This is a genomic window from Pseudomonas sp., from assembly GCF_030696055.1.
In the GTDB taxonomy this organism is placed as follows: Bacteria; Pseudomonadota; Gammaproteobacteria; order Pseudomonadales; family Pseudomonadaceae; genus Aquipseudomonas.
Genome location: NZ_JAUYNP010000124.1, coordinates 1 through 15940, shown reverse-complemented (window position 1 = coordinate 15940; position 15940 = coordinate 1). Strand labels below are relative to the sequence as shown.

Below are 15940 nucleotides of genomic sequence, written 5' to 3'. Positions count from 1 at the left end.
GGCCGGCTTCGCCGCCCTGGTGCAGACCGACATCAAGCGCATCCTCGCCTACTCGACCAGGAGCCAGATCGGCTATATGTTCCTGGCGGTGGGGGTAGGAGCCTGGGACGCGGCGATCTTCCACCTGATGACCCACGCCTTCTTCAAGGCCCTGCTGTTCCTCGCCTCGGGCGCGGTGATCAACGCCTGCCACCACGAGCAGAACATCTTCAAGATGGGCGGCCTGTGGAAGAAACTGCCACTGGCCTACGCCAGCTTTATCGTCGGCGGCGCCGCCCTGGCCGCGCTACCGCTGATTACCGCCGGTTTCTACTCCAAGGACGAAATCCTCTGGGAAGCCTTCGCCAGTGGTCATCAGGGCCTGCTGTATGCCGGCCTGGTCGGTGCCTTTATGACCTCGCTCTACACCTTCCGCCTGATCTTTATCGCCTTCCATGGCGAGCAGCAGAGCGAAGCCCATGCCGGCCATGGCGTGGCCCACTGGTTGCCCTTGAGCGTACTGATCGTGCTGTCGACCTTCGTCGGCGCGCTGATCACCCCACCGCTGCACGGCGTGCTGCCACAGAGCGTCGGCCATGCCGGAGGCCCGGCGCAGCACAGCCTGGAAATCGCCTCGGCGGCCATCGCCCTGAGCGGCATACTGCTGGCCGCCCTGCTGTTCCTCGGCAAGCGCAGCTTCGCCAGCGCCGTGGCGCAGAGCGCGCCGGGACGTTTCCTGTCGGCCTGGTGGTTCGCCGCCTGGGGCTTCGACTGGCTCTACGACAAACTGTTCGTGCGTACCTATCTGCTGGCCTGCCGTCTGCTCGGGCGTGACCCGATCGACCGCAGCATCGGCCTGATCCCGCGTCTGGCCCGCGGCGGCAACGCCCAGCTGGCCCGCGCCCAGACCGGCCAGACGCGCTGGTACGCCACCTCTATCGCCGGGGGCGCCGTACTGGTGCTCGGCCTGCTGCTGATTCTGAATTAAGGAAAACCGACCGTCATGATTCTGCCCTGGCTAATCCTGATCCCCTTTATCGGCGGCCTGCTGTGTTGGCAAGGCGAGCGTTTCGGCAACATCCTGCCGCGCTGGATCGCCCTGCTGACCATGTGCCTGCTGTTCGGCCTGGGCCTGTGGCTGTGGGCCACCGGCGACTTTAGCCTGGCCCCCGCGCCAGGCGCCGACCCAGTCTGGGCCGCCGAATTCCAGCTGCAGTGGATCGAGCGGTTCGGCATCAGCGTGCACCTGGCCCTCGATGGCCTGTCGGTGCTGATGATCAGCCTCACCGGCCTGCTCGGTGTGCTCTCGGTGCTCTGCTCCTGGCACGAGATCCAGAACCGCGTCGGCTTCTTCCACCTCAACCTGATGTGGATACTCGGCGGCGTGGTCGGTGTGTTCCTCGCCATGGACCTGTTCCTGTTCTTCTTCTTCTGGGAAATGATGCTGGTGCCGATGTACTTCCTCATCGCGCTCTGGGGTCATAGCGGCAGCGACGGCAAGTCGCGCATCTACGCCGCCACCAAGTTCTTTCTCTTCACCCAGGCCAGCGGCCTGATCATGCTGGTGGCGATCCTCGCCCTGGTGTTCGTCCACTTCAACCAGACCGGCGTGTTCACCTTCGACTACGCCGACCTGCTGAAGACCCAGATGGCGCCCGGCACCGAATACCTGCTGATGCTCGGTTTCTTTATCGCCTTCGCGGTGAAGTTCCCGGTAGTGCCCTTCCACTCCTGGCTGCCGGATGCCCACGCCCAGGCGCCGACCGCCGGTTCCGTGGACCTGGCCGGCATCCTGCTGAAGACCGCCGCCTACGGCATGATGCGCTTCGCCCTGCCGCTGTTCCCTAACGCCTCGGCCGAGTTCGCGCCTATCGCCCAATGGCTCGGCGTGTTCGCCATCGTCTACGGCGCCCTGCTGTCCTTCGCGCAGACCGACATCAAGCGCCTGGTGGCCTTCTCCAGCGTGTCGCACATGGGCTTCGTGCTGATCGCCATCTATTCCGCCAGCGACATCGCCCTGCAGGGCGCGGTGGTGCAGATGCTGGCCCACGGCCTGTCCGCCGCCGCACTCTTTATCCTCTGCGGCCAGCTGTATGAACGCCTGCACACCCGCGACATGCGCGAGATGGGCGGTGTCTGGGCGCGCATGCCCTGGCTGCCGGCGGTGAGCCTGTTCTTCGCCGCCGCCGCGCTGGGCCTGCCGGGCACCGGCAACTTCGTCGGTGAATTCCTGATTCTGATCGGCAGCTTCCAGGTCGCCCCTTGGATCACCGTGCTGGCTGCCACCGGCTTGGTCTTCGGCTCGGTCTACTCGCTGATCATGATCCACCGTGCCTTCTTCGGCCCGGCCAAGGCGGACAGCGTGTTGCAAGGTCTCAAGCCACGTGAACTGAGCATGGTGCTGGGCCTCGCGGCGCTGCTGATTCTGCTCGGCGTCTACCCGCAGCCCGTGCTCGACACCTCTGCCGCCAGCATGCACGGCGTGCAGCAGTGGCTGAGCGGTGCCCTCAATCAACTCGTTTCGGCCCGGTAAGCTGCTCAATGGAAAGTCATGCTATGCAACTGACGACTCAACACTTTATCGCGCTGCTACCGCTGCTGATCACCAGTGCCACCCTGGTGCTGGTGATGCTGGCGATCGCCTGGAAACGCCACCATTCCTGGACCTTCGGCCTGTCGGTGCTGGGCCTTAACCTGGCCCTGCTGTCGCTGCTGCCGGCGCTCAAGGTGACGCCCCTGGAAGTCACTCCACTGCTGCTGGTGGACAACTTCGCCTGCTACTACATGGCCCTGGTCTTGGCCTCGACCCTGGCCTGCGTGACGCTGATCCACGCCTACCTGGGCGGCGAGTCCGGCAAGGGCTATCCGGGCAACCGCGAAGAGCTGTACCTGCTGATGCTGCTGGCCGCCGCCGGCGGCCTGGTGCTGGTCAGCGCCCAGCATCTGGCCGGGTTGTTTATCGGTCTGGAACTGCTGTCGGTGCCGACCTACGGCCTGATCGCCTACGCCTTCTTCAACAAGCGTTCGCTGGAAGCCGGGATCAAGTACATGGTGCTGTCGGCCGCAGGCTCGACCTTCCTGCTGTTCGGCATGGCCCTGCTGTATGGCGAATCCGGCAGCCTGAGCTTCGCCGGCATCGGCGCCAAGCTGGCCGCCGATGGCCTGCCGAGCATGCTGGCGCAAATCGGCATCGGCATGATGCTGGTCGGCCTGGCGTTCAAGCTGTCGCTGGTACCCTTCCACCTGTGGACCCCGGACGTCTATGAAGGCGCCCCGGCGCCGGTGGCGGCCTTCCTCGCCACCGCCAGCAAGGTGGCGGTATTCGCCGTGCTGCTGCGCCTGTACCAGATATCCCCGGCCACCAGCGGCGGCTGGCTGAACGAGCTGCTGACGGTAATCGCCATCGCCTCGATCCTGTTCGGTAACCTGCTGGCGCTGCTGCAGAACAACCTCAAGCGCCTGCTCGGTTATTCCTCCATCGCCCACTTCGGCTACCTGCTGGTGGCGCTGATCGCCAGCAAGGGCCTGGCCGTGGAAGCGGTCGGCGTGTACCTGGCCACCTATGTGCTGACCAGCCTCGGCGCGTTCGGCGTGATCACCCTGATGTCCACGCCCTACAACGGCCGCGATTGTGACGCCCTGTACGAGTACCGCGGCCTGTTCTGGCGCCGCCCGTACCTGACCGCCGTGCTCACGGTGATGATGCTGTCGCTGGCCGGCATTCCGCTGACCGCCGGCTTTATCGGCAAGTTCTACGTGGTCGCCGCCGGCGTGCAGGCACAGCTGTGGTGGCTGCTCGGCGCGCTGGTGCTGGGTAGCGCCATCGGCGTGTTCTACTACCTGCGCGTCATGGTCACCCTGTTCCTGGTGCAGCCGAACCTGCGCCGCCACGACGCGGACATGCACTGGGCGCAGCACGCCGGCGGAATCATGCTGCTGTTCGTCGCCCTGCTGGCCTTCTTCCTCGGCGTCTACCCGCAGCCGCTGCTGGAACTGGTGCAGCAGGCCGGCCTGGTGGCCATCGCCCACTAAGCCTGCACGCGCAACGACAAACCCGGCCTTGGCCGGGTTTTTTCTGCCTGCTCGATACACAGCCGAGCAAGCCGCCTGCCGGCAGACGTGGCAGTTGGGGGATTTTATTGGCCGAGCAGTCAGCTTGCAGCGGTTTTGTGCACTGCGGCACAGCCACTGTCATGCTTCCGTCGTTTTCCCCGGTTAGCGTCATGGCTCCGTCGATCAACCTGAAGGAGCCCCCATGAGCCCCAACGATAAAGCCAACGAGCTGCTGTTCGGCAATGGCGATGAACTGCCCAGCAACCACTCAACCAACCCGCATATCACTGAACTGAGCAGTGCTATCGGTCGTCGCCAGGTGCTGGCCGGCGGCGTCGCCCTGGGCGCCTTGGCCTTCCTCGGCAGCGCCATGCCCGGCATCACCGAGGCAGCCGAGCCTGCCGCCCATGGCCTGCAGAAAGCGCCCTTCAAACGGCGCAGCAAGCTGCCCTTCAGCGCAGTCGCCACCACCCGCGCCGATACCATCACGGTGCCGGCCGGTTACCGCGCCACCGCCTTTATCCCTTGGGGCACGCCGCTCACCGGCGGCTATCCGGCCTACCTGGAAGATGGCAGCAACAGCGCCCAGGACCAGGCCGAACAATTGGGCATGCACCACGACGGCATGCATTTCTTCCCGATCGATGCCCAGCAGCGCGGCAAAAACAGCCAGCATGGTTTGCTGGTGCTGAACCACGAATATATCGACGTGCCCCTGCTCCACCCCAATGGCGCCACCCTGGTCGCCGGCAAGCGCAGCAGCGCCGAGGAAGTGCGCAAGGAAATCAACGCCCATGGCGTCTCAGTGGTGGAAGTGCGTCGTGGCCTCGCGGGCCAATGGTCGGTATTGCCCAGCGCGCGCAACCGCCGTATCACCGGCGCCACGCCGATGCAGATCGGCGGCCCGGCACGTGGCCATGCTCTGCTGCAGACTCGTCACAGCCCGCAAGGCACCGCCAGCCGCGGCACCCTCAACAACTGTTCCAACGGCTTCACCCCTTGGGGCACCTACCTCACCTGCGAGGAGAACTGGGCCGGCTACTTCGCCAGCGCCGATGCTGATCTGCCGCGGGAACTCAGCCGCTATGGCCTGCGCAGCAACAGCCGCTATGGCTGGGATCACCTGGCTGGCGACGAGTTCGAGCGTTTCAACGCCACGCGCAAAGCCGCCACGGCCCAGGATGACTACCGCAACGAACCCAATCACTTCGGCTGGATAGTCGAGATCGATCCCTTCGCCCCAGAGTCAACGCCGGTCAAGCGCACCGCCCTGGGCCGCTTTGCCCACGAGGGGCTGGTGTTCGCCCCGGTAAAAGCGGGCCGCCCAATTGTCTGCTACTCCGGCGACGACTCGCAGAACGAGTACATCTACAAATACGTCAGTCGCGACAAATACCGCCCCGGCCGCAGCGATGGCCGTCTGCTGGATGAAGGCACCCTCTATGTGGCGCGCTTCGATGCCAACGGCAAGGGCCAGTGGCTGGCCCTGGATATCCACGACCCGCAGTTCCAGGCCGCCTGTACGGCCGCCGGCGTAAGCTTCGCCGATCAGGGCGAAGTGCTGATCAATACCCGCCTGGCCGCCGATATCGCCGGTGCGACCAAGATGGACCGACCGGAATGGGGCGCAGTCAATCCAGATAACGGCGAGGTGTATTTCACCCTGACCAACAACAGCTCGCGCACTACGGCCGACGCCGCCAACCCGCGCTCGCCCAACCCCTACGGCCATATCATCCGCTGGCGCGAGCTGAGCAAGAACTATGCGAGCCGCCACTTCGCCTGGAGCCTGTTTATGCTGGCCGGCACCGAGGCCGACAGCATCGGGCCGAACGGCCAGCCACTCACTGCCGATAACCGCCTGGCCAGCCCGGACGGGCTGTGGTTCGACGAAGAAGGCCGGCTGTGGATCCAGACCGACATGAGCGGTAGCCAGCTCAACAGCGGGCCGTTCGGCAACAACCAGATGCTGGTGGCCGAGCCGCGCACCGGCGAGCTGAAGCGTTTTCTGGTCGGGCCTCTGGGCGCCGAGGTGACCGGCATTGCCGCCACCCCGGACTTTCGCACCCTGTTCGTCAATATCCAGCATCCCGGCGAAGGCTCGACGCCGAACAACCTGCTCAGCACCTGGCCGGATGGCCCAGGCAAGCGTCCCCGTTCGGCGACCGTGATCATCACTCGTGAGGATGGCCGGCGCCTGCTGTAACCCCCGCGCAACAGAGTGACCGGCCAAGCCTGGCCGGTCACTTTTCGCTATGCCAGACTCGCGCCTCTTCCCCTGCCCTCATCAGGAAACGCGCATGTCCAGCAACCGTCTGAGCCGTATAGTCGCCAAGCTCCACAAACTGCCCGCAGTCCTGCACAGCCCGGCACTGTCCCTGCTGTTCGGCTCCCAGGTGAAGTTCGCCGGCACCGCCAAGGTGCGGGTGCACGAACTGACTCAAACGCGCGCGGTGATGAGCCTGGCCAATAAGCGCAAGGTGCAGAACCATATCCAGGGCGTGCATGCCGCGGCCATGGCCTTGCTGGCCGAATCCGCCACGGGTTTTCTGGTCGGGATGAACGTGCCGGACGACAAGCTGCCGCTGATCAAGAGCCTCAAGGTGGATTATCTCAAGCGTGCCGTCGGCGGCCTGCGCGCGGAAGCCAGCCTGACGCCCGAGCAGATCCAGGCGATCCATAGCCAGGACAAGGGCGAAGTGCTGGTGGCGGTGCAGGTGACCGACGACAGCGGCAACCAGCCGATCCAGTGCGAAATGCTCTGGGCCTGGGTCAGCAAGAAGCGCTAACAGCTGATCTGAGTCCACGCATGACTCAGCCAGCGCCTGGAAAAACCCCTGCAGACCTGAGCCATCCCTCCTGTGCCGCAGGCTTAAAGCCAGGCTAAGCCTGCATAAGCAAGACCGGCAGCACCGGCCTCCTGCGCACGGCCAGGCCTTTGGGCCCTAGAGCCAAAACGGCCGCAACAGAGCGCCAAGTCCATCCCCCCAGCCTAGCCAGATTGCCGCCCTAACGGGTTGCAGCGACCACGCAACCTAGCCGCATGCACTGCGCGACCGCCCTCTAGGCCCAGCCTGCCAGCCTGCTGCTGAGCAAGCAGTCGCAGTTGCCGTGCAGCATCCGCTGCGCCCTGTCCTAGATTTCGTTTAAGCTCGGGTAACTCCAGGGGCGAAAGGCGCGTCCCCTCTACTCTGCTTTATTTAAAGAAATGCCAATGGCAGCCGATAGGCGCATCAAGCCTCACTAATAAAAAGGTCGTGAAAATGCTGTTCAGCCGACTCTCCATCCAGCTAAAAATCACCCTGCTCGCAGGCCTGTGTCTGCTGGCCATTGTGGCCGTACTGGTCTCCGCCTCGGTGATCCAGGCTTCGCGCAATGCCAGCTTGGTCAAGCAAGCCAGCTCGGCCATGCTCAAGGAGTCGGCGCAACAGCGCATGGAGGCGCGCGCCGAGTCCCAGGCGCTGCAGATGCAGCGCTACTTTATGGATGCCTACCAATACGGCCGCGGCGCCGCGTCCCAGGTGTTGTTTATCCGGGAACAGGCGGAGAAGCGCTTTCTCGATGCCTTCGACCTGCGCGAAGACCTCACCCGCCAGGTGCGCAGCGCCCTGGAGGCCAACCGCAGCCTGCTCGGCATCTACGTGGCCTTCGAGCCCAACGGCCTGGATGGCAAGGACGAGCTCTTCCTCGACCAGGACAATCTCGGCAGCAATGACAAAGGCCGCTTCGCGGTGTACTGGGCACAAGCCAAAAATGGCGAGCTCAGCTCGGAGTCCCTCAGCGAAAAGATGCTGGGCGACAGCACCCCAGGCATCAGCGGTGCCGCCTATAACGCCTGGTACACCTGCCCGCTCGAGAAAAAACAGGTGTGCCTGCTCGATCCCTATATAGATGAGGTCGACGGGGTGAAAACCCTGATGACCAGCATCGCCTTCCCCCTGATGCTGGCCGATAAAGTCATTGGCGTGCTGGGGGTCGATATCAGCCTGGCCAGCCTGCAGGAGCTGAGCAACAGCGCGCATAACGCCCTGTTCGACGGCGCCGGACACGTCAGCATCATCAGCCCAGCCGGTCTGCTGGCTGGGCATAGCCGCGACAGCAGCCTGCTCGGCGGCAAGCTGGAGCAAGCCTTTAGCGATCAACACACAGAAATGCTCGGTCTGCTCGCCAATAATCGCCCCGAGGTGCTGCACCATGAGGGCACGCTGCAAGTCCTGCAGCCACTGCTGCCTATTCCCGAGTCCAAACCTTGGGGCGTGCTGATGGAGGTCCCGGAACCCGTGCTGCTGGAGCCGGCGACCCGCCTCGAGGGCGAGATGGACGCCATGAGCACCCGCAATACCGGCATCTCGCTGGGCCTCGGTCTGGCCGCCGGGGTGATTGGTATCCTGCTGATCTGGCTCACCGCCCTGGGTGTGACCAAACCGATTCTCGGCGTGGCGGCCATGCTCAAGGACATCGCCAGTGGCGAGGGCGACCTCACCCGCCGCCTGGAGTATGCCAAGCAGGATGAACTGGGCGAGCTGGCCAGCTGGTTCAACCGTTTCCTCGACAAGCTGCAGCCGATCATCGCCAACGTCAAACTCAGCGTGCAGGACGCCCGCAGCACGGCCGACCAGTCGGCCTTGATCGCCAGCCAGACCAGCCAAGGCATGCAGCAGCAGTTCCGCGAAGTCGACCAGGTGGCCACCGCCTTCCAGGAAATGAGCGCCACCGCTCATGATGTGGCACACAACGCCGCCCAGGCCGCGGAAGCGGCACGCACCGCCGATCAGGCCAGCCGTGAAGGCTTGTGCGTGATCGGCAAAACCACCTCGACCATAGAATTGCTGGCCAATGAAATGAATGTGGCCATGCAGGAAGTCGAAGGCCTGGCCAGCAGCAGCCAGCAGATCGGCTCGGTGCTGGAAGTGATTCGCTCGATCGCCGAGCAGACCAACCTGCTGGCGCTCAACGCCGCCATCGAAGCCGCCCGCGCCGGGGAAGCCGGGCGCGGTTTCGCCGTGGTCGCCGACGAGGTGCGCAACCTGGCCAAGCGTACCCAGGACTCGGTGGAAGAAATCCGCCAGGTGATCGAAGGCCTGCAGAACGGCACCAAGGAAGTGGTCAGCACCATGCACAGCAGCCATCGCCAGGCCCAGGGCAGCGTCGAGCAGGTCGAACTGGCGGTGGTGGTGCTGCAGCGCATCAGCCAGGCCGTCAGCGTGATCACCGACATGAACCTGCAAATCGCCAGCGCCGCCGAGCAGCAGAGCTCGGTGGCCGAAGAGATCAACCGCAACGTCGCCTCGATCCGCGATGTCACCGAGTCGATCTCCGGGCAGGCCGATGAGTCGGCGAAAATCAGCCAGAACCTGAACAAGCTGGCCAACCACCAGCAAAGCCTGATGGATCAGTTCCGCGTCTGAGTTGGCCTGATAAGACCGCCATTGTGGCGGTTCCTTCCTTGCGACGCAGACTAGCCCCCGGCTAGTCTGCGTTTTTCTATTTATGGGGGTACACAATGCTCAATATCGCGTTGGTGGCCGGCTCCGGCCGCAGCAACAGCCAGTCGGGCAAGGTCGCGCGATTTATTCGCCAGCGCCTGATTCGCCTGGAACATAGCACTGAGGCGCACAGCAGCCTGATCGACCTGGGCCTGGACCCGCTGCCGCTCTGGCCCGCCGAAGATGCCGGCCTCTGGGAGCAATACCGCACGCAATTGCAGGCCGCCGATGCCCTGGTGATAGTCGCCCCCGAGTGGAACGGCATGGCCTGCCCAGCGATCAAGAACTTCTTTATCTACGCCAGCAAGGCCGAACTGGCGCACAAACCGGCGCTGCTGGTGGGCGTATCGGCCGGGGTCGGCGGCGCCTACCCGATCAGTGAGCTGCGCGCCTCCAGCTACAAGAACTGCCGCCTGTGCTACCTGCCCGAACACCTGATAGTGCGCCGGGTCGAGCAGGTGCTGAACGGCCCGGAAGCGGCCAATGAGGACGATCAACGCCTGCACGCGCGCCTGGATTACGACCTGGACATTCTGCTCAAGTACGCCAAGGCCCTGCAGCCGGTGCGTGAAAGCATCGACATGGGCAACCCGGCTTTTGCCAACGGCATGTAGAACGGCAGACAGCAAGCAATAGCCCCCGAGTGGGACAGTGCAGCATTGCCCCCGGAGCCGTTGCCTTACTCAATCGTCCTGCTGGTTTTTCAGAATTTGCCCGTTGGTGGCATCCAGCTCGACATCCCACTGCACGCCTTGGGCGTCACGCACTTCGGCCTGATAGACATAGCGGCCGTACGCCTCTTCCAGTTCGCCCTCTTCGACCTGGCCGCCCGCATGCGCGGCCAAGGCGACGGCCTCGAGTTTTTCCAAGGATTGAATGATGCCGGCGTCGCGCAGCTTGAGCGCTTCGTCCGGGCCCAGGTCGCGGGCCTGAGTCAGGCCCGCGGTCAGGCTCAGGGCAGCAGCGGCGGATACAGCGGTCACTAGGTTCATGTTCAGTTTCCTTCTGGGGTTTGCTTGCGACGAAGCCCAAGCTACTGCACGGGACTTAACTCCAGCTGAATGGGCTTAAGCTGCGATTTATCACCCACTCAAGCGGGGGCATGCAGCCCTTATTCACGCGCTGAAGTCACTTGGCCTGACTGCCCAGCGCTCTATAATCCCTGCCTTGCGCGATGGAGGCCAGCATGAGTGCGATTCAAATCAAGTCCCCTACCCTGACTATTAAAGCCGGCAAACGCGCCCTCGCACGGATTCGCGAGCGCGGCCTGCAACCGGCCGACGTGGGCATTCTGCCGGGCGCGGCCGGCGGGCCCAAGGCCCTGGGCATCCAAGGCCTGGACCTGGCCCTGTTCGGCGACTGGCTGCTGCGCGCGCCACGGGAACGCTCGCTGATCGGCGCCTCCATCGGTTCCTGGCGCTTCGCCAGTGCCTGCCTGCCAGACGCGGCGGCCGGCATTCGGCGCCTCGGCGAGCTGTATACCGCGCAACGCTTCGCCAAGGGCGCGAGCATGGCCGAGGTGTCGCAGAGCTGCAGCCTGATGCTCGAACAACTGCTGGAAGGTCAGGACGCCCAGGTGCTGAGCAATGCCCATTACCGCCTGAATATAGTGGTGGTGAAAAGCCACGGCCTGCTCCGCCACGATCATCGCGGAGCTCTGGGCCTGGGTTTGGGCTCGGTAATCGGCAGCAATCTGCTCGGCCGCTCGCGCCTAGCCCGCCACTTCGAACGGGTGATTCTGCACGATGCACGCCTGGCGCCACCGCTGGGCGCGCTGGAGGATTTTCCCTCGCGCTACCTGCGGCTCGATAGCGCCAACCTGCGCCACGCCCTGCTCGCCTCGGGCTCGATTCCCATGGTCATGCAAGGGGTACGGGATATTCCCGGGGCCGGCCCTGGCACCTACCGCGATGGTGGCCTGCTCGACTATCACCTGGACCTGCCCTACAGCGGCAGCGACATAGTGCTGTACCCGCACTTCACCGATAAGGTGATTCCCGGCTGGTTCGACAAGGGCATGCCGTGGCGCCGCGGAGACAGCCAGCGCCTGCAGGATGTGCTGTTGCTGGCCCCCTCGCGCGACTACCTGGCGCGCCTGCCCCACGGCAAGCTGCCCGATCGTAAAGACTTCAGCCGTTATCTGGGCGATGATGGCGGCCGTGAACGCTACTGGCGCCAGGCCATGAGCGAGAGCCAGCGTCTGGGCGATGAATTCCTCGAGCTGGCCGACAGCGGCCGCTTGGGCGAACGTCTAGAAGCACTTTAACCACCAGTGATGTTGCTCAGCAGCTAAGGATGGCCAGGATAAAACTTGCAGTTGCCATTATTCATGGCATAGGTACCCAACCCGATTCGCGCAATGACGAAGGCCAGCACAGCTATGCCCACAGCCTGATTGACGGCCTGCGCCAGCGCCTGGGGGCCGACGCCGACCAAGTGGCGTTCCAGACCCTGTACTGGGCCAGCGTCTTGGACAAGCGCCAACTGGCCTTTCTCGACAAGTTGCGCGATCAACCGGTGCGCTGGCGCTGGCTCAGGCGCATCGTCACCCTGTTCCTCGGCGATGCCAGCGGCTATCGCAAGGTCAGCCAGGCCTACGACACCACCTATGAAGAAGTGCACCAATGCCTGCGCAGCGGCCTGAATGCCCTGCGCGCCAAGGTCGACGCCGACACCCCGTTGGTGGTGCTGGCTCATTCGCTGGGTGGGCATATCTTTTCCAACTTCGTCTGGGACCAGCAACGCGTCAACAAGGCCGCAAGCTGCCCACTCGATCCCTTTCTCGCCCTGGAAACCCTGAGCGGCCTGGTGACCTTCGGCTGCAATATCCCGCTGTTCACCTTCGCCTACGATCCAGTGGTGCCCATCCGTTTTCCCGGCCACTGCCTGACCGAAGCCGTCACCGCGCAGGCACGCTGGCTCAACCTCTACGCCCCCGCCGACCCCCTGGGTTACCCGCTGCGGCCGCTGCCCAACTATGCGGCGGTGGTGGCCGAGGATCGCGCCATGCCGGTCGGCCCCTGGTACGCCCGGCATACCCCCCTGAGCCACCTGACCTACTGGGGCGACAGGCGCTTTCAGGACTATATCGCCCGCTATCTGCGCCGGCTTCTAGCGGCCTGTTAGGGTCCTCGAGCCGCCTTAAACCCTTAGAAATGTGATCTATCGGACAATTTCTTGCATTTCTAGGCAGGCATGTGACTTAAGGGTCAGCTTCGACCATCAACGACTATGACCGGCAAGCGTGAATAGACCGCCTGCCCTTGTAGATTTGGGATCAACTCGGAGAGACCGACCCCATGAACGCCCCGCTGCGTTTTAACGAAGCCCTGCTGATTGCTGACCGTGCCTTTCAACCTTTCCAGTGCGTGGCCTGGGCGCCCCAGGATGGCACGGGCAACCTCAGCCTGAGCGTCATCGACCGCACCAGCACCCGCCTGCTCGGCCGTACCCAGTTGTCGAACACGGTGTACAGCGACCCGGTGCAGTTCGCCAAGGTGTTGAAGCAGTCCCGCGAGCAACTCAGCCAACAAGGTTTCGCCCTGGAACCTTGGAGCATGCCGGAGTAATCCAGCCTGCCTTAAGGGGCTCTGGGCTGCTGCGCAGCACGTTCCAACCGGAGTCCTTTTACACCGCTGTCGCGCCAGCCTGGCGTGACAGCCAGATGGCAATATCTGTGGGCTTATTGTCCTTGTTGCCATTTACTCGATAGGTGCACACTGCATCCATAGCTTATCGAGACAACCCCATGGATGCCCTGAAGACCATCGCCTGCCTGCTCTACCCCGATGTCATGAGCCTGGATCTGACCGGCCCGCTGCAGGTCTTCGCCTCGGCCAATGTCGAGCGCCAGCGCCAGGGCTTGCCGGCCTGCTATCGCCTCGTGGTGCTTGGCCAACAGCCGGGGGCCATCGCCACCTCGGCCGGTTTCCAACTGGTGGCCGAGCAGGCCTGGAGCGCGATAGACCTGGCGCAAATCGACACCCTGTTGATTCCGGGCGGTCGGGGCGAACAAGCCCAGTGCCAGAACAGCCAGCTGCTGGCCTGGCTACGCGACGCCGCCCCCCAGGTGCGCCGCCTCGGCTCGGTCTGCTCCGGCGCGCTGATTCTCGCGGCCGCAGGCCTGCTCGATGGCCGCCGCGCCACCACCCACTGGGCCGATATGGACTGTCTGCGCACAAGACACCCGCAGGTGGAGATAGCCGGCGACTGCTTGCACACCTATGACCCGCAGGATCCCCAGGGCAATGGCCATATCTTCACCTCCGCCGGCGTGACCGCGGGTATCGACCTGGCGCTGGCCCTGGTCGAGGCCGATCTGGGCCGCCCCATCGCCCTGGCGGTGGCCAGGCGTTTGGTGATGTTCCTGCGCCGACCGGGTGGGCAGGCGCAATTCAGCGCCCTGCTGACTCCGGAACCCAGCCGGGTGCCGCGCCTGGCCGCCCTGCTCGAGTGGATTCCCCTGCATCTGAGCGATGACCTGTCGCTGGCGGCCTTGGCCGCCCAGGCCAATATGACGCCGCGCACGCTGTCGCGGGTATTTGTCCAGGAATTGGGCATGGGGCCCGGCCGTTATGTCGAAAACGTCCGCCTGGAGACGGCGCGCAGCCTGCTGCAAAGCGCCCAGGCCTCGATCGGCACGGTGGCGCGTCTGAGCGGTTTCGTGCACCCGGAGAACCTGCGCCGCACCTTTCACAAGCACCTGGGCATCAGCCCTCAGGAATACAGCGAACGCTTCGCCTGATCGCCTATATCATCGCAAGGAGCCTGCCATGCTGCAACTACGTCCCAACTGTGAATGCTGCGACCGCGATCTGCCCGCCGACTCGGCCGATGCGCTGATCTGCTCGTTCGAGTGCACCTTCTGCCGCGACTGCGCGAGCAATAACTTGCAGGGCATATGCCCGAACTGCGGCGGTGAACTGCTGAGCCGCCCACGCCGCCCGGCCGACAAACTGGAACGCGCCCCGGCCTCCAGCCAGCGGGTGCTTAAGCCCGCTGGCTGCAGCGCCAAGCACTAAAACCAAGATACCTCGGGACCCTAGCTGTTCTCTGGAGCCGCCTTATGCTGCTGTTACGCAACCCCTCGATTCGCTTGTTGTTTGCCGGCCAGGCGCTGTATTGGTCGTGCTCGATGATCGGCATCACCCTGACCGCCCTGGTGGGGCTGCAACTGGCCCCCCTGAATATCCTGGCGACCCTGCCGCTGTGCTTGTGGATGCTGGGCAACTTGTTCGCCGTGCAACCCCTGTCGCTGTTTATGCAGCGTCATGGCCGCCGCCCCGGCTTGCTGCTCGGCGCCGGCGCCGGCGTGCTGGGCGGCTTGCTCAGCGCGCTGGGTGTCTGGCTGGGCGACTTCGCCCTGTTCTGCCTGGGTGCACTGCCCATCGGCGCCTATCAGGCATCGGCGATGTACTACCGCTTTGCCGCGCTGGAGGCCGTCGAAGAGGCGCACAAAGGTCGCGCCAGTGCCTATGTGATCGGCGGCGGCGTATTGGCCGCCGTGCTGGCGCCGAGCCTGACCCTGTGGGCGCGCAGCGCCCTGAGCACGCCTTTTGTCGGCGCCTACCTGCTGATCGCGACCCTGGCCCTGCTCGCCTTGCTACTGCTGATACGGCTGCCCGAGGGGAACGCGCCGCGCCGCGCCAAAACCGGCCTCCACGAGCTAAAACAGTTGCTGCGCCGCCCCGTGGTACGCGCGGCGATCGCCACCACGGCGGTTGGCAATGGCCTGATGGTCTTGGTGATGAATGCCACGCCCCTGGCCATGAACTCCTGCGGTTTTGGCCTGGCCAGCAGCGCCCAGGTGATTCAATGGCACATGCTCGGCATGTTCCTCCCGGCCTTCCTGGCAGGACCCTTGGTGGATCTCCTCGGCAGCCGGCGGGTAGCCCTGCTGGGCGGGGTGATACTGCTGATAAGCGCCACCATAGCCTTGACCGGCCTGCAGCAGTTGCACTTTCTGCTCAGCTCGCTGTTGCTCGGGCTGGGCTGGAACCTGATGCTGGTCGCCGGCACTACCCTGCTGGCCGAAGGCCACAGCGATGCGGAACGCGGCCAGGCCCAAGGCTTGATGGAACTGCTCAACGGCCTGCTGGCGGCCTGTGCCGCGTTCACCGCCGGCGCGCTGATCAGCGGCCTCGGCTGGGGCGCGATCAACCTGGTCATCCTGCCCCTGGTCGGCCTGGCCATGCTGATGCTGCTGCCGGCCAGGCGTGGCTTGCTGGAGGCTGCGGGCTAAGCCCATGCGCCCAGACCAGACAGCAAAAAGGCGACCCCTGGGGCTAATGCCAGTCAGTTAAGCTGACTGGCATTTTTATTTCTGATCGGATACTTCGACGATTTGAGCCTGATGGCGCGTGGATAGATACGATCTTCTCGTCGATGGGGCAGGACGTAGTGTGGGGCTGAAGCATGCAGTT

The 15940-nt window shown here is 64.3% G+C and carries 14 protein-coding genes and 1 pseudogene; 14 read left to right on the top strand and 1 reads right to left on the bottom strand.

Annotated features, from left to right (window positions below; genetic code table 11):
* The 8 genes and pseudogenes from Q8Q83_RS07470 to Q8Q83_RS07440 form a co-directional block, all read left to right on the top strand.
* On the top strand, nt 1-967 hold a 967-nt coding region (locus Q8Q83_RS07470; protein WP_305622499.1), incomplete at its 5' end, for a proton-conducting transporter membrane subunit.
* 15 nt (nt 968-982) lie between these two features.
* Complete coding sequence (gene nuoM, locus Q8Q83_RS07465) at nt 983-2512, top strand: NADH-quinone oxidoreductase subunit M (RefSeq protein WP_305622498.1); 1530 nt, start codon at nt 983-985, stop codon at nt 2510-2512.
* A gap of 23 nt (nt 2513-2535) precedes the next feature.
* A complete protein-coding gene (nuoN, locus tag Q8Q83_RS07460) occupies nt 2536-4011 on the top strand; it encodes an NADH-quinone oxidoreductase subunit NuoN (protein WP_305622496.1) in 1476 nt (491 codons plus the stop codon).
* A gap of 223 nt (nt 4012-4234) precedes the next feature.
* Nucleotides 4235-6238, top strand: a complete 2004-nt coding sequence (locus tag Q8Q83_RS07455) for a PhoX family phosphatase (RefSeq protein WP_305622494.1) — start codon at nt 4235-4237, stop codon at nt 6236-6238.
* 94 nt (nt 6239-6332) lie between these two features.
* On the top strand, nt 6333-6821 hold the full coding sequence (locus Q8Q83_RS07450) for a DUF4442 domain-containing protein (protein ID WP_305622492.1): 489 nt from the start codon (nt 6333-6335) through the stop codon (nt 6819-6821).
* A 474-nt stretch (nt 6822-7295) separates the two neighbouring features.
* A pseudogene (locus Q8Q83_RS20210) lies at nt 7296-8582 on the top strand (HAMP domain-containing protein); the annotation flags it as partial.
* 102 nt (nt 8583-8684) lie between these two features.
* Nucleotides 8685-9440: a methyl-accepting chemotaxis protein gene (locus Q8Q83_RS20205; protein WP_371132379.1), complete on the top strand. Its 756-nt coding sequence runs from the start codon at nt 8685-8687 to the stop codon at nt 9438-9440.
* A gap of 95 nt (nt 9441-9535) precedes the next feature.
* A complete protein-coding gene (locus Q8Q83_RS07440; protein ID WP_305622489.1) occupies nt 9536-10132 on the top strand; it encodes an NADPH-dependent FMN reductase in 597 nt (198 codons plus the stop codon).
* Nucleotides 10133-10201: 69 nt separating this feature from the next.
* On the opposite strand, the gene Q8Q83_RS07435 is transcribed toward Q8Q83_RS07440, so the two are convergent.
* On the bottom strand, nt 10202-10510 hold the full coding sequence (locus tag Q8Q83_RS07435) for a PepSY domain-containing protein (protein ID WP_305622487.1): 309 nt from the start codon (nt 10508-10510) through the stop codon (nt 10202-10204).
* A gap of 194 nt (nt 10511-10704) precedes the next feature.
* Here Q8Q83_RS07435 and Q8Q83_RS07430 point away from each other — a divergent pair, with 194 nt between their 5' ends.
* The 6 genes from Q8Q83_RS07430 to Q8Q83_RS07405 all read left to right on the top strand — a co-directional run bounded on the left by Q8Q83_RS07430 (nt 10705) and on the right by Q8Q83_RS07405 (nt 15759).
* Entirely contained in the window at nt 10705-11784 is a 1080-nt protein-coding gene (locus Q8Q83_RS07430) for a patatin-like phospholipase family protein (RefSeq protein WP_305622485.1), read from the top strand.
* Nucleotides 11785-11822: 38 nt separating this feature from the next.
* Nucleotides 11823-12644: a hypothetical protein gene (locus Q8Q83_RS07425; protein WP_371132378.1), complete on the top strand. Its 822-nt coding sequence runs from the start codon at nt 11823-11825 to the stop codon at nt 12642-12644.
* A 173-nt stretch (nt 12645-12817) separates the two neighbouring features.
* Nucleotides 12818-13087 carry a hypothetical protein gene (locus Q8Q83_RS07420; protein WP_305622482.1) on the top strand — a complete coding sequence of 90 codons (270 nt, stop codon included), beginning with the start codon at nt 12818-12820 and terminating at the stop codon, nt 13085-13087.
* Between the two features lie 179 nt (nt 13088-13266).
* Nucleotides 13267-14262 (top strand): GlxA family transcriptional regulator, encoded by a 996-nt coding sequence (locus tag Q8Q83_RS07415; protein WP_305622480.1) that lies wholly within the window; start codon nt 13267-13269, stop codon nt 14260-14262.
* A gap of 28 nt (nt 14263-14290) precedes the next feature.
* Entirely contained in the window at nt 14291-14539 is a 249-nt protein-coding gene (locus Q8Q83_RS07410; protein WP_305622478.1) for a DUF1272 domain-containing protein, read from the top strand.
* 47 nt (nt 14540-14586) lie between these two features.
* Nucleotides 14587-15759, top strand: a complete 1173-nt coding sequence (locus tag Q8Q83_RS07405) for an MFS transporter (protein WP_305622501.1) — start codon at nt 14587-14589, stop codon at nt 15757-15759.
* The last annotated feature ends 181 nt before the right edge of the window (nt 15760-15940 follow it).

Excerpts from the sequence above, each read along its gene's own strand:
- Q8Q83_RS20205 (WP_371132379.1), top strand. The coding sequence starts at position 8,685 with ATGCAGCAGCAGTTCCGCGAAGTCGACCAGGTGGCCACCGCCTTCCAG.
- Q8Q83_RS07430 (WP_305622485.1), top strand. The coding sequence starts at position 10,705 with ATGAGTGCGATTCAAATCAAGTCCCCTACCCTGACTATTAAAGCCGGC.
- Q8Q83_RS07440 (WP_305622489.1), top strand. The coding sequence starts at position 9,536 with ATGCTCAATATCGCGTTGGTGGCCGGCTCCGGCCGCAGCAACAGCCAG.
- Q8Q83_RS07410 (WP_305622478.1), top strand. The coding sequence starts at position 14,291 with ATGCTGCAACTACGTCCCAACTGTGAATGCTGCGACCGCGATCTGCCC.
- nuoM (WP_305622498.1), top strand. The coding sequence starts at position 983 with ATGATTCTGCCCTGGCTAATCCTGATCCCCTTTATCGGCGGCCTGCTG.
- Q8Q83_RS07455 (WP_305622494.1), top strand. The coding sequence starts at position 4,235 with ATGAGCCCCAACGATAAAGCCAACGAGCTGCTGTTCGGCAATGGCGAT.
- Q8Q83_RS07420 (WP_305622482.1), top strand. The coding sequence starts at position 12,818 with ATGAACGCCCCGCTGCGTTTTAACGAAGCCCTGCTGATTGCTGACCGT.
- Q8Q83_RS07435 (WP_305622487.1), bottom strand. The coding sequence starts at position 10,510 with ATGAACCTAGTGACCGCTGTATCCGCCGCTGCTGCCCTGAGCCTGACC.
- Q8Q83_RS07450 (WP_305622492.1), top strand. The coding sequence starts at position 6,333 with ATGTCCAGCAACCGTCTGAGCCGTATAGTCGCCAAGCTCCACAAACTG.
- Q8Q83_RS07415 (WP_305622480.1), top strand. The coding sequence starts at position 13,267 with ATGGATGCCCTGAAGACCATCGCCTGCCTGCTCTACCCCGATGTCATG.
- nuoN (WP_305622496.1), top strand. The coding sequence starts at position 2,536 with ATGCAACTGACGACTCAACACTTTATCGCGCTGCTACCGCTGCTGATC.